The organism is Photobacterium alginatilyticum (assembly GCF_009910675.1).
GTDB classification, from domain to species: domain Bacteria; phylum Pseudomonadota; class Gammaproteobacteria; order Enterobacterales; family Vibrionaceae; genus Photobacterium; species Photobacterium alginatilyticum.
In genome coordinates, this window is record NZ_RSEJ01000004.1 from 239,661 (window position 1) to 253,880 (window position 14,220).

A 14,220-nucleotide genomic window follows, 5' to 3' on the forward strand; every position below is an offset into this window, starting at 1 on the left:
CAGCTTTATTATGAGTATTTCTGACTAGGGCTTCAAAGGAGATGATCATGAGTCAGCACCCGAATAGAAGCAATTGCCTCAACCACAGTAACAGCTTTAAAGTTGAAAACCTGCACACCGAGCCCGATGCAGATGTACTATGCTCGATTAACGAAACCGGAGTTGCGACAATAACGCTCAACCGGGTCAACAAACACAATGCATTTGATGCCACTATTATTCGTACCCTGCTGGAAGACCTTTCTCAGTTAAAAGCACATCCAACACTCAGAGCCCTCATCCTTAAAGCCAACGGCAAGCATTTTTCGGCCGGTGCCGATCTACAATGGATGAAGTCCATGGCCGATAAGCCCCTTGATGTTAACCAAGCTGATGCGCTCCAGTTGGCCGAACTGCTACATGAACTGGACAACTTCCCAGCCCCCAGCATTGTCTATGTTCAGGGAAGTGCTTTTGGCGGCGCTTTAGGGCTCATTTGCTGCTGCGATATTGCAATCGCTGATAAGACAGCTCAGTTCTGCCTCAGTGAAGTCAAACTCGGCTTGATCCCCGCGACAATCGGACCTTATGTCTGTCGCACTATCGGGCAACGCCAGGCACGACGTTATATGCTGACTGCAGAACGCTTCAATGTCGAAACCGCCCATCAGCTCAACGTGATCCATGAAATAACCAGCACCCAAAAAGAAGCCAGTGAGCTCGTTACTACACTGACTTCCCATATCCTGGGCAATAGTCCTAATGCGATGGTTCAAGTGAAGAAGTTATGCCAACTGTGTGACAGCCACAGTATTGATGAAGAACTAATAAACACTACCAGCGAACTCATTGCTGAAATCCGTATCTCACCCGAAGGACAAGAAGGACTGAAAGCCTTCTTCGCCAAGCGCCCACCGGCATGGAGCATTGATAATGAGTAAAATTACGGATGATAAAGTCATTTCCCTAGCTAATAACACCGGTGACTCTCTGACAGCACTCAATGAGCCAAGAGACATTAGCAGGATACTTATTGCCAATCGTGGTGAAATCGCGTGCAGGGTTATTGAGACCGCCCAAAAAATGGGCATTGAAACCATCGCTATTTATTCTGAAGCAGACAGGCTAGCCAAGCATGTCAGCATGGCCGATCACGCTATTTTGGTAGGTGAAGCGCCAGCCGCGAATTCCTACCTCAATATTGCACGGATTATACAGGCCGCCAAGACACTCGAGGCTGATGCCATTCATCCGGGTTACGGTTTTCTTTCTGAAAATGCATCGTTTGCCGAAGCTTGCCTTGAAAACGATCTAATCTTCATCGGTCCACCGTCTTCGGCGATGAAAGCAATGAGCTCAAAATCTGATGCCAAATCCATTATGGAACAGGCCCATGTTCCCTTAATACCGGGGTACCACGGTGACGATAATAGCGTTGAAACGCTAACTGCGACAGCCAACCAAATCGGCTACCCTGTCCTACTCAAAGCGGCACTCGGTGGCGGTGGTAAAGGCATGCGAATCGTCGAATCTGCACATGAAATGCCCGAAGCCATTGCCAGCGCCAAACGCGAATCAACGACGTCGTTCGGGGATGATTTACTGCTTATTGAAAAATACCTGGTCGAGCCAAGGCATATTGAAGTTCAGATGTTTGCCGACCAATACGGTAACGCGATCTATCTTTCTGATCGTGATTGCTCAATTCAACGACGTCATCAAAAAATCGTCGAAGAGGCACCGGCTCCCAATCTCCCTGCCACCCTTCGCCATGCAATGGGCCAGGCTGCTGTCGATGCCGCCAAGGCGATTGGCTATATCGGTGCCGGTACTGTCGAGTTTCTACTTGATGCTTCCGGCAAGTTTTACTTCATGGAAATGAACACCCGACTCCAGGTCGAGCATCCGGTTACAGAGCTCATAACAAGGCAAGACTTGGTTGAATGGCAGATTAATATTGCCAAAGGTATCCCGCTCCCGCTCAGCCAAAGCGAGATAATCCATCAGGGTCACGCGATGGAAGTAAGGATTTATGCAGAGGATCCAAACCAGGACTTCTTGCCTTCATCGGGTCATATTCATCATCTTAGTGAGCCAGAAAAAAACAGCGAGCAAACAATTGTCAGGGTAGATTCCGGGATCCAACAAGGTGACACCGTCACCTCTCATTATGACCCAATGCTGTCAAAGCTCATCGTCTGGGCAGCAACAAGAAACTCAGCAACATTGGCTTTATCTCAAGCTCTTGCAAATTATCGCTTAATAGGTCCGGCAACCAATATTGATTATCTGCAACGAGTCATTAACCACCCCGCTTTCAAGAATGCCGATCTCACTACCCATTTTATAGAGCACCATCAAGCTGAGCTTATTAGTGATCATGCTCCCGGCATCGAGCTAAAAGTGACTAACAATACCGATAGTAAGAAATCCGGCAACAACTCAGATTTACTCACTATTTCCAAACTTTCGCTTTTCGCTGCGATCTCTTCCATCCACCGGGAGGGTAAGTTCACTCATTGGCGCTTAAATCAACCATCTAGCCAAGAAATAACTGTGAGCGACTCCCACGGTGAACATTTTCAGTTTGTTTTTCAGTTCCCGGGTATATCCCAACCATTCTCAAATACTTATACGAGCACTGGTATGCAGATCCAATTGGTCCAAGTAGCTTCGAATGACCGACATTGTGACCTGGCAGCTCAGGTTATCCACTTGTTATCTATTACCAATACCGATGGTGGGAATCGCTACCAGATAGAAGTTAATGGTCAGAAAGAGCACTTTACGCATATTGAATCAAATGAAGAGCAGCATATTTATTATCAAACCTGGCATGATAATTATTTCATCGGTAACGACACTGACCATGTCCATTTACATAATGAAGAAGAAAATCAAGCCATTGCTCCCCTGAATGGCATCATCACCGCCCTACTCTGCCAACCGGGTGATAACGTCGACAAAGACCAGCCTCTGTTAGTTATAGAAGCCATGAAAATGGAATATACCGTCAGAGCACCATACAAAGGAAGAGTTTCGAAAGTGCTATTCGCACTCGGTGATCAAGTGGATCATGGCGAACTACTCGTGCGCATTGACCCAGAAAAATAACAGACGGAGAGCCCTGATGTCGATTTTACCCAAGTATGTTTCTATTGTTGAAGTCGGCGCACGAGATGGCCTGCAGAATGAAAACCAAGTCACGACTGCTGACAAGGTCCACTTTATTAACCAACTCTCAGAAACAGGCCTAAAACATATTGAAGTTGGTGCATTTGTCTCACCGAAATGGGTTCCACAAATGGCCGACTCTCTATCTGTTATAAACCAGATAAACCGTATTTCTGGCATTACCTACTCGGCGCTGACACCAAATGTAAAGGGTTTCGAGCTCGCTCTTCAGGCTGGCGCAGATCAAGTCGCTATATTTGGTTCAGCCTCGGAAGGTTTCAGCCAACACAACATCAACTGTTCGGTCAGCGAAAGCTTGAAACGATTCGAACCTGTGATGGAACTGGCCCAGCAATACAAGATACCCGTGCGGGGATACCTTTCATGCGTCGCTGATTGCCCCTATGATGGTGCAACACCACCAACCAAAGTAGCCGAAGTGGCCAACGAGCTGATCAACCTTGGTTGTTATGAAATCTCACTTGGCGACACAATCGGAACCGCCACCCCGCTGCGTATTGCCAAAATGCTTGAATCAGTTAACCAACATATTCCCATTAACCAACTCGCCGTTCATTTTCACGATACTTGGGGACAAGCACTGGCCAATATTTATCAAGCTTTAACCATGGGAATCAGTGTCATCGACAGCAGCACTTCAGGCCTTGGCGGTTGCCCCTATGCCGACGGGGCGAGCGGTAACGTGGCAACCGAGGATGTTATCTACCTCTGCCACGGATTAGGCATCGACACTGGTATCGACTTAGACAAGGTTGCTGACGCAGGCTGGAATATATGCCAACAACTTGGCAAGTTACCATCATCAAAGGCCTCTCTTGCTATTCGAGCCAGAAAGATCAGAGACGAACAAAAAAGATGATAGTTACTTCGATCAGTGTAACCATCGTCAAAGACAAACGGGGCATTGCTTTATTGCTCAGACCTTAAGAAACGTTGCTCGGCTTCAAGTTCGTTCACTGCCCGCCATATTTTCTGCTCCCTGGATTGATGCTTTTCAAAGTTATTAGTGATCCCTTCAACACTAAGCTCATCCATTGGGCCAATATATTGATCCGCATATCCAGAAAACAGTTTCCTAAACTCTTCCATCGTCGGCAAGCAGTTGTTGTCTTGCTCAAAGTCTTCGAAAATATCATTTACCGTTAGTGAAATATCTCTTTTAATTCCATCAAAGTCCGAACTATCCATCGTGTTATTACTCCGCAAATAATCCTGTACTCCAATGTACAGATTTTCAAATCAAATAAAGTGTAGTTGATAATTTATTACTTATAAGATTTTTGACTTTTTTTAACATTCAATCTGTAATTAACTGTAAGACACTGTTTCTGTTCCTGTTAACTATCTGAATATCAAGACACAATGAAATTAAATAACGCAAAAAAGTTAATTTTTTAGAAAAACATCTCATTTTTCAGGCGCAAGGTTTCAGAACAATAAAGTGACAGCTGAGTAAGCTACACTTATATTATCTTTATTTCAAAAGCTTATCCGAGGTGAGGCAGTGATAACCCCGTTTCATTATCACCCCAGAAAGCCAGTGTGGTTTCAGGCTACTGCGCTCACAAATTCGATTAAATACTCATCTTTGGTAATAAGTATTTTGCTCTCACCGCCTTCTAATGGGGAGGAATCATCATCTGAGTCTATGCTCAATGAATACAAAGGTGAGAAGGTAACTGAACCTGAGCAAGACGAGACCTTCCAATCATGGATTGACGACACACAACTGTCCATATCCGATACTATCCAAGAATATGGTGCCTCAGTTGACCACTTTGTCGGTAAAGCAGAAGATGAAGAACCCATAAGCAACCGAAGTTATTTACGCCTTCGGTTCAAGAGCCGCTATACCCACCGTGAACATTTCGATCCTGATGCCAGTGTCTATTTAAAACTCGACCTTCCGCATACCAAGAAAAACTGGAAACTGATCTTTGAAACCGATCCGGATGACTTCGACCGATTAGAGGATAAAGAGCGGAGTATTAGCAATAACAGTGACAATAGTCTAAACAGCGCAATCGGCGGTGTGCGCCTCCAGGGGAGAAAACTGGGAGAATGGAAAACCAATATAGACCTTGGGGTAAAACTCAAATGGCCATTAGACCCCTTCACTCGCGCTGACCTTCGTCGAGTTGACCAACTCAGTCACAATTGGACAAGTCGGTTCAAACAAGAAATTTTCTATTATCATTCAAAGGGACCGGGCAGCCTGTCCTCACTTGATCTCTATTACGCTCGCCGAGATGACCCCTCGACAATATTAAAACTCAGTTCAAACTTGCAGTATCTTGATACAGACAATAATTGGGAATTTGTACAACAAACAGAAATCCTTGATCGTATTGATGATGATAACTTACTTCAATACTCACTCGGTATCAGCGCAGACTCAAGACCCTCATACTCTATAACAAACTCATGGATATCCGCAGGGTGGAAACATCGGTTATACAAGCAGTGGTTATACCTGACAGTTACGCCCGAAATCGATTTTCAAGACAAATTTAACTACAAACTAAATCCGGGAATTATGGTAGAGCTCGAACTATTCTTCAGCTCAGACCGCGGTATCGACAGGTTAAAAAGAACCATACCAACACCTTAATATGGTTTATCTCAAGCAGATAACCATTAGTTCAGCGAGATACTTACCCCAATAGTAAATGAAGACGCTGACAGTTCATCAAGCCCGATAAGCGTACTGGCTTCAGCATAACCGTGCCAATCCTCATTAAAAGCACCAGAAAGCCCGAAATGCATCCGTCCATATATAGCATCATCAGACTCAACAATAAGCGGCAGTACACTGCCAGAATGATCAGCTTTAAGCTGGCTGATGATCCGTTCGGATCCGCTATCAATATCATAGTGGACATAACCGCGGACATAGGGCTGGAATATCCCCAAACTTGAACGGAACGGGTGGGATATGCTGACTCCCGTGATCACCATCGTTGATTCCAGATTGTTAATATTATCAACCTTAGATATCAGATAATTTGCATTACCTTTAGAAAGCCGTTCGGCATAGCGATCGGTGTCAGAAAGTGTATATTGGAGGCTACTTTCAAAGGCGATATTCAAATAATTGAAATCAATAACATAGCCGCCACCAAGCGAAAAAACCCATATGTCTGAATCAGCTTCACTCGTATCATTGATAACACTATCACTGTAATGCGTGATACGCCTTTCTATATCAGTGTCCATTAATGCGTAGCTTGCAGTAAAATCAACATACCAATCATCTTGGAAATAACTGAAGTAACCGGAGGCGACCAATCCGTCGACATCACTTTCAGTATTTTCCTGGGCACCATCGTAAAACGGCAAACCAAGCGCCAGACCAAATAAATAATGGTCATTCAATAAGTAATCACCCCCGAGAGTTAATGAGTACCCTTCTTGCTCCTGGTTTCTCGAGCCAGTAAACATCGAATTGTCATTATTGACGGCATTTGAGTTCACTCTGAAATAGGCGCCAAGCCGGGAGTAGTTTTGATCTCCCAGCAAACCATCCTGATATAGTGTTAGCTCAGAGTATTGGCCACCATAAGTCGTTGGCTGGGCATTCGATTTCATTGCGGTCCGTAAATTACTTGCCCGTTGGCCCATTTCACTGCTATTGCTGGCAAAATATGGCATCGAAGAAACTTGCCCAAGAGGAGCAGAAGCTGAGTCCGGTTTATCGCCTCTAAAATCACTAGCCAACGCCATCAAATCAGAAATTGCCTTATACACTTCAGAAGATAATCGGCTTGTAACCGACTCTTGCTGCTCGGCATCTGCGGCACTTACGGCGGGATGGCTCAACATGGTTCCTGCAACCAAGGCTGGTGTAATTAGTCTAATTAGCTTCGCAGACATACAACTTCCCCCAGAAATTATTGCCCTTCATCACAGTTAAATTGTTAAAATAGTCAGTAGCAATGAAGTCACTAATTAGTATAGGAAGCGAGCACTTTTGCCCCTGTCGCAAAAATGACCATATCGATAATTTTTCAAACAAAAAAATCTGAACTGAAAAATAAATGCTAACAAGCAGTAAATGTTCATCTATTTAATTGATATACAGCTCTTTTCTACTAAGACTCAAACTAGCTTCTATATATATTCTGTGGCAGTATTTAACTTTCATGTCATAGGATTTTGCATGAAATCAATGGATTGTTTTGTGTCGAAATCTATAAAGCTAAAGTCACCTTCTATTGAGCAATACCAGCATGCCTGATAACCACGAACAAACAGATAAAGTTATAATCGGCAAAGCCCTCGTTTTTGATTGCTCGACTAAGCAGCTCTTAAACAAACAGCAAATCATTAAGTTAAACCGTGCTGAACGAGAAGTACTCTATACTCTGATAGCCAATGCACCCCGAATGGTGACAAAGGCCGAGCTGCTGAAGGCAGGCTGGGTAAGAAAAGAAGTCACTCCAACCTCTCTGTTTCAGACCATCCGTAACCTCAGGATAAAGCTCAAAGAAGAAGAGAAAGGGCAAATCATTGAGCTAGTACCTAAGCTGGGTTACAAAATAAACATCATGCAGCCCAGCAAGCCAGCCCCTTCGGATGAAACGCCTCATGAAACAATTAATAAATCACGACGCGGAACCAAGATCGCACTTTGTTTTGCATTTACTCTATTCGCAGGCCTCTCCATATTGTTATACAGCCATCTGAAAAGAGACCAATTTTATCATCGGACTATCACTGATGATGATAACAATACTGTGGTACTGCTATCTAAACTCGAAAGTGATCTTATTCCACTACATGGTTATAGCAATCAGTATATTACCCCCAAAAGCATTCACGATAAGCTATTTTTCATTTCAAAATCAGATGAATACTATTCAATAGCTTTCTGTAATAAGACTAAGCAAAATTACTGCGATCCAGATTCAGCCCGTGCAGTAACCTTTAAGCATTTTGACATTGATACGTTTTGGCCGCTCTTAACCGAGGAGTCAATGACGATAGGTGCGATGTCAGTTTATGAAAATAAGACCAATATGCAGGCTTCTGCAAAGTCATATAATTTATACCTCGAGAACGGCAACATCTACCCTAACCTGTCTCAATACTTCGTACGCAAAAAAGGCAAGGACACATGGAAGTTTACCGGGATCAGCTTCCGTATGAATAAAGATAAATCGGAGTTTGTCGCTATTTCATTTAAAGGAGGGCAATTCTCGTTGATTGAATCTAACATTTCGCCATTCATTGCCACCAGCAAGATAACCCCCGGATACTTCTATTGGATTAATTCTCAGGAAGAGCTCAAGAAAATGGGCGTGAAACTCCCTGGTGAAGTAAAGAACTATGAAAATAGCCTGTATACCAAGGCTGTTGGTTATGACACTTACATGTTATACCGGCAAAAAGGGCTCTTCCTTTGGTATTCACCGGATGTAGGTTTCTATTGGTATGCTCAGCAAGGAGAAACCGACTCAAACTTCGACGAATATTTCCAGTTTGCCAAATGCCATGGGGATCTTCAGCTCAATCCTGATCCAGAATGTGACTAGAGAACTCCGGTATAGTCTTGGTTCCGGCCCCCCTGCCGGAACCAAGACTATAGCGATTCAGCTATACTATCCATGACATCAGATCCTCCATACAAATTCATAACGAAACGTGAGTATCCAATGAATCGGTATATCTTCCCTGCTACAGTACTGGCGCTAGCTCTCTCCCCACATCTCTTTGCGGCAAACCTCGAAGCGGCTGCTGATGATGTCTGTGTTTGCCTTGAAGGGCCTTACCAACATGCGGAAGAAACATTAGCGCTCGTAAACGAGGCGCTGCAATCCGGCGACATGTCCAAGATATTAGCTTCACAAGATGAGATGATGAAAGTGATGAACACGTCTGAGCTGTGTATTGAAGACCTAAGTAAAAAATACCCAGATATCAGTACCGACGAGTCACTCCAGAAAGAGGTTATGCGTATTGCAGACGAAAAATGCCCGAACCCTTTAGAACAGTTAAAAAGCGCCTCAGCCCCTTCAAGTTAAGTACATAGCGAATACCTGAAAGTGCTTAATATAGCTATTGCCATCCCCGCGTTATTTGTTAAATTATTGTAACAGCAGCTTAGGGGGGGGGTTGGTATGTTAACGTTGAAACGGCTACTGTTTAGCACATTCATAAACTTACAGCCCTTTTTTAACCTGGCTTATCCGCTTTTGTTTGGCTTAAGTGTACTAGGTACTACATTAGGGATAATACTTATGGCGACACCTTCCAACGTGCACGACTCCAGCCAACTGATATGTTTGGGCTTTGTGCTGACTGGAGTGTATCTGATGTTATTGAAAAAACACTACGCGTTGATCCTGGCCTGGGCTGATACTCGTGAGTGCCAGGTCATTCCGCTTAGAACTGATAACAGCCGACATTTGTGAGCAACAACTAGAAGCCTGGTGCAATATCTAACTAACAAGCTAGTTGATGTCACTCAGTTATTTTTTCGCTTCGCGACGTTCCAATAGCGCTTCAATATTTGCTGTCAATTGATCGATCTTGTCATCAATACTGTCTAGGCGCTCATTATCCATACCAACCATTTTCTGAACCAATTGGTGAGCACGTTCTTCAGCAGAAACAGACTTATGGATACGAGTTGTATGAATACGCTCTTTCAGCTCAGATTCAACGCCTCGACCTTGTTCGATCAGGTCGTTGTACATAGCCTTACCTTTGCCCGAGAGCTGATTCAATTCATCCCCACCTTTCGCGTATACACCTAGCCCAGCAAGCCAAACCTTATTATGGAGCTTTTCTTCACGGGCTGAATCTTCTATTTTTCGTTCTTGGTCTTTCATGATCTTGTCCTCATACACTAGCTTACAACTGCCAGCCAATGATAAAGCTGACTTCTTAGTATCAGGATAATGCTTTCAATTAGAGTGATCCCACTAATTTAGCGAATCATTCAGGTAATATGTACAGAATGAGGTAAACAAAAGCGGGAGTGCATCTCCCGCTTTCAGCTTAGTTAGATATTAATGCTAGGCGGGATTTTACTTGGTAACAGGAAGCTGTATTCTTCACGCGTTTCATTTCGGTCGTTGATGATTTTTTCAATCTCTTGCAAAGAGGCATTAAAGTCACAAAGCGGACCGCCTTCTTTCGTTATCCTGTCATCTTCAAACCACTCAAGGTATGGAAAGTTATTCGTACGGTATTCACCTAGCCTACGATAATAAACACCGCCAAGAATCTGCAATAATGACAACTGCTCAAGCGACTGCTTCATAGGCGGGAAGTTATTCAGCCACCCCTCTTCCGTGTGTACATTCGACGGATCTTTGCCCCATACCGCCCCGGTTACTGCAGGTGCAAAGCTCATCAATGAACTTTGTGGAAAGTTAACAGCTGCATGTTGTGCGCTGGCAGTGAATATAATCATCGTGAGCACTTCGGACAACTGCTCACGAGTTGTGATCGGCTTAAACCCTTTTATTGAACCTTCTTTCATCAAAGATTCTGTCCAAGCTGTTAGCTCATAATCTTCAGTTACAGCGGCATCCTCAGAGTAATAAACATTGATATAGGACGTCGTCCATTCCTGAATCGCATCCCAGATCAAAGTAGCATCATCACGGTATGGGTAATCCAGAATATCTTTATTATCTACACAGCGCGTTGCTAAATCAGCAGGCAGCATATACCCATAAAAGTCCAGATTAAGCCTGTCTATACCAGCTGCCTGTTGGGTAGCTTCAATCTTGGCTCCAAAGATACTATCAATAGGCCCACCTCCTGCGATTAGCGAACCTGCGGCGCTATTGTTGATAAACAAGGTCCCTTCGAAATGAGGTAACAGCAACACATTAATCGGGTGAGATTCAGCAAGGTAGCGATTAGTCGCTATGGTAAAGGCTTCAATAATCAAGTGAGTTCGGCCTAGGTGTACAAAAAGCTCATGGTAGTTACCATCCGCAACCTGAACCAAAGTCATAGCAGCCTGCCACTGCCAGTATTCCGCAGGATTTTCATTATTCTCAACCGCATAGGTTAAGATGGATTTGTCTTTATCCTGACCACTTTGTATTGCTACGGGCGCTAGTGATTTTTGGCCCTTGGGAATAGCAAACAGTGCCATTGGTGCAAAGACTTGCTTTTCTGGCCCCTGAGGGTTGTCGGCAAGCATCTCTAGCTCATGGTAATCAAGCAGGTAGACACGATTATTGGCCAGAGCCTCGGCTAACGAATCATCGGCCCCCATTACTTTTTGAAATCCTGCTTCACTGACGGGGAAATTACCCGGAAGACTAATAACACCTTTGATTAGCATTGGGTTTTGACCCGCAACCCGGAATCTGGCAAAAATCTCATTTTGCTGGAACACTTCGGCGACTGCTGGTAGAGGGATCTTCTTAAACAGATCTTTGTACGCATCAAGGCCGGCCTCATTGCGGTATTCCTTCACCTCCGATTGCACCAACCTCAAATACATCTCGACCAGTGTCTTCAGCATTTCGGATGTGTTTCTGATCAACGTCCACTCTTGCCCAGGCTTCAGGCTAACAGCTGCCTCGGAAACTTCTTTCAAGCCATCCTTGATATCAACCAGATCTGCTGCATCTTTGACATTGGCGATAAGATTCTCAACTATAGGTACCAAGGTTTGTAGAACGGTGATCTTCCAACTTAAAGTAGGATCCGCCTCTTTCGGCACTTCTTTTACCATAGGTACAGGCGCAACATTTGGATGCTTAAGATCCCAGACATATTGATCTTGTGTTGTCTCTAATTGCTTCCGGCGCTTTTCTTGTTCTCGTTTACTATCATTTTGCGGCAACGTCGGGTGCATACGAGGAAATAAGTTAAACATGGTGAGTCCTTTCTTCTTAATAGTAGGGATATATAAGAATGACCGTTACATGCAAAAACTAAAAATGGTCATTGGCATCACTCATCGAGCCACTGTATTACTACAGGTCAAACCACTATTCGATAAGATTGATAAAGAAGATAGTTCAGGGGCTTTAATTAACCAGCCAAAATCAAACCAGTTGCATATCGTATATTCTAAACTGTTAATTCACTCACCTATCGTGAAGTTTTTATTTCCACAATCCAACAACATAAATGAAGAGAGATCACATTATGTAGTCTGTTAATAGGTATAGATCACCCTATGGTAACTTCTGACACTTTATAAAGATGAAGTTTGGATTGTTAGATAAGTACTCATAATGCTGCAATGAAAACTCTTTAATTTTCTCCGATACAGTACATCCATTCCCGACAAATCGTCCAGCATTGCTTGCAGAGACGGCCTTTCAAAATGGGCATTGTAAATATTGTCTTTCACCGCTTAATCGTACTTTTCAGCATGCTTTGAATACATATCTGATTTCATAGAGTTCCTAAATATACAAAACATGGTATTTATTGCGCAGGTTGGGAGAGATTACAACACTAAAACAAGCAGGAACTTACCAGCCAACAGGCATCCAAGCAACCAAAAGTAGAAATATCTGCAAGTTAGATTCAGGCTGGTAAGGATATATAAAAGAGCAATAAATCAAAGCTATAAGTTTCAACAGTTACCTATATTTTCAATGGTGAACAGAATTGGATTCTGTTGGTTAAAGGGGGTCATGCCCCCTTAATATATTAGGCACTCACACAAAGTTGCTGCACTTTCATGCTAGAAAGTGTCTGACCATGTATATACCCTAATTTTGGATGACACCATTACTCACTGCTGGTGGCCAACTGTCCGCTAGTTTAAGCTTGGCATCGAAAAATGCTCTCAGGTTGGCATCAATCGATTGACCAACCGGATAGCCTTTAACTGTACCTTTCTCATCAACCATGATGTAAGTAAGATCAGTAAAGCTCATATGGCTGGCGTTGTTGAAACTTAAAGAACACATAGGAACAGAGTCATTAAACAAGGCATCATTGAGACCTGGAAATGATTCACCGTAGTTGGAATAAAAGAAACATGCAGGTACCTGAAGTTTTTCATCCATAGTCCAATTAAACATTGCCCCATCAAGATTGACTCCAGCCTTTATTTCGGGGTTCTTGTTAGCCAGAATGACTGAAACGTTCCCCCCAAAAGAATGACCAAAACTGGCTATTGCCTCTAGATCCATATGTTGTTGTAATGGAGTAGTAATCGTTCCTGATTCAATTCCAGCGAATGCGTTTAGCAAAATCATGTTATTTGCATACCAAGTATCAAATCGGTCAGCGAAACCGTTAGAAAACTTCGCTTTTAAAGCATGCCTTAGCTGCTCTTGCCACTCTAGTTGAGATTCAGCTTTAGACATACGTTTTAAGCTTGTTATCAAGACAGTCAGGTCATCCTTATCAATAGTTCCATTAATGTTTTCATCTAGCTGATAAATCACTTCCCCTGTCTCTCTTTCTATCGCCATCGTATCTTCAGGATGGCCGACCGCGAGTACTATGTAACCATGGCTGGCTAGGTATTCAAACCGAGTCATGCTCTGACGCGGAAAGGTATTAAAGCCATGGTTATAGATTAGTACAGGGTGTTTCCCTGAGGCCGCAGGCAGATCAACAAACGACCACGACGCTGGCAACCCTTTATATTCAGACTCATGGAAACCATTATTCTGGAGTACTTTGGCAATAGCAGGGATCACATAGACCGCTCGTTCACCAACTGCTTCTGCTTCACTCGGGTACCAGGCTGAAACTTGAATCCACCTTTCCTCTTCAGCAACTTCGAATTGATGAAACCCGATTTGATACTGGCCATCTGGTTTCGGAAATACCGCAGTATGCTGCTCAACAGTCTCTGCATGTACAACTGCCGGATATTGCAAAATACCAATAAAACCGACTAATGCCAGTCTTCCCAACCCTAATTTCCATTTCATATTAAAGATTCCTACTTCTCTCAATATATCGATATTCATACCCAAAAAGGCGATAACAACGGCTTGCAAGACAAGACAATCACCAAAAAGCAAATATTTAATTAACAATATGCAATCACATGCAATCTATATCAATATGATTAGACTAATCAATGAAAGTGAGTATTCT

At 43.4% G+C, this 14,220-nt stretch carries 11 protein-coding genes and 1 pseudogene; 6 read left to right on the forward strand and 6 right to left on the reverse strand.

Annotated features, from left to right (window positions below; translation table 11 throughout):
* The first annotated feature begins 47 nt into the window (after positions 1–47).
* Genes EIZ48_RS06345 through EIZ48_RS06355 form a run of 3 tightly spaced genes read left to right on the forward strand, consistent with a single transcriptional unit; the run spans position 48 to position 4,033 of the window.
* Entirely contained in the window at positions 48–920 is an 873-nt protein-coding gene (locus EIZ48_RS06345; protein ID WP_160649389.1) for an enoyl-CoA hydratase-related protein, read from the forward strand.
* Entirely contained in the window at positions 913–3,093 is a 2,181-nt protein-coding gene (locus EIZ48_RS06350; RefSeq protein WP_160649391.1) for an acetyl/propionyl/methylcrotonyl-CoA carboxylase subunit alpha, read from the forward strand. Before EIZ48_RS06345 ends, EIZ48_RS06350 begins: the two co-directional genes overlap by 8 nt.
* A gap of 16 nt (positions 3,094–3,109) precedes the next feature.
* Entirely contained in the window at positions 3,110–4,033 is a 924-nt protein-coding gene (locus EIZ48_RS06355; RefSeq protein WP_160649393.1) for a hydroxymethylglutaryl-CoA lyase, read from the forward strand.
* Positions 4,034–4,083: 50 nt separating this feature from the next.
* Here the strand turns inward: EIZ48_RS06355 and EIZ48_RS06360 are convergent, their stop codons facing one another.
* Entirely contained in the window at positions 4,084–4,362 is a 279-nt protein-coding gene (locus EIZ48_RS06360) for a hypothetical protein (RefSeq protein ID WP_160649395.1), read from the reverse strand.
* Positions 4,363–4,678: 316 nt separating this feature from the next.
* Here EIZ48_RS06360 and EIZ48_RS06365 point away from each other — a divergent pair, with 316 nt between their 5' ends.
* Positions 4,679–5,785, forward strand: a complete 1,107-nt coding sequence (locus EIZ48_RS06365) for a hypothetical protein (protein ID WP_192928476.1) — start codon at positions 4,679–4,681, stop codon at positions 5,783–5,785.
* 26 nt (positions 5,786–5,811) lie between these two features.
* On the opposite strand, the gene EIZ48_RS06370 is transcribed toward EIZ48_RS06365, so the two are convergent.
* Positions 5,812–7,047 (reverse strand): autotransporter outer membrane beta-barrel domain-containing protein, encoded by a 1,236-nt coding sequence (locus EIZ48_RS06370; RefSeq protein WP_240152888.1) that lies wholly within the window; start codon positions 7,045–7,047, stop codon positions 5,812–5,814.
* A gap of 356 nt (positions 7,048–7,403) precedes the next feature.
* Between EIZ48_RS06370 and EIZ48_RS06375 the strand changes: the two genes are divergently transcribed.
* Both EIZ48_RS06375 and EIZ48_RS06380 read left to right on the forward strand, forming a co-directional pair.
* Positions 7,404–8,708: a winged helix-turn-helix domain-containing protein gene (locus EIZ48_RS06375; protein WP_160649397.1), complete on the forward strand. Its 1,305-nt coding sequence runs from the start codon at positions 7,404–7,406 to the stop codon at positions 8,706–8,708.
* Positions 8,709–8,828: 120 nt separating this feature from the next.
* Positions 8,829–9,197 (forward strand): hypothetical protein, encoded by a 369-nt coding sequence (locus tag EIZ48_RS06380; RefSeq protein ID WP_160649399.1) that lies wholly within the window; start codon positions 8,829–8,831, stop codon positions 9,195–9,197.
* 447 nt (positions 9,198–9,644) lie between these two features.
* Here the strand turns inward: EIZ48_RS06380 and EIZ48_RS06385 are convergent, their stop codons facing one another.
* The 4 genes and pseudogenes from EIZ48_RS06385 to EIZ48_RS06395 all read right to left on the reverse strand — a co-directional run bounded on the left by EIZ48_RS06385 (position 9,645) and on the right by EIZ48_RS06395 (position 14,159).
* The gene (locus EIZ48_RS06385; protein ID WP_160649401.1) at positions 9,645–10,007 is read right to left on the reverse strand and encodes a phasin-related domain-containing protein; all 363 of its coding nucleotides are present in this window, start codon (positions 10,005–10,007) and stop codon (positions 9,645–9,647) included.
* A 173-nt stretch (positions 10,008–10,180) separates the two neighbouring features.
* The gene (locus EIZ48_RS06390) at positions 10,181–12,022 is read right to left on the reverse strand and encodes a lipoxygenase family protein (RefSeq protein WP_160649403.1); all 1,842 of its coding nucleotides are present in this window, start codon (positions 12,020–12,022) and stop codon (positions 10,181–10,183) included.
* 399 nt (positions 12,023–12,421) lie between these two features.
* Positions 12,422–12,541 (reverse strand): annotated as a pseudogene (locus tag EIZ48_RS29380) (SAM-dependent methyltransferase); the annotation flags it as partial.
* 331 nt (positions 12,542–12,872) lie between these two features.
* A complete protein-coding gene (locus EIZ48_RS06395; protein ID WP_160649405.1) occupies positions 12,873–14,159 on the reverse strand; it encodes an alpha/beta hydrolase in 1,287 nt (428 codons plus the stop codon).
* Between the last annotated feature and the right edge of the window lie 61 nt (positions 14,160–14,220).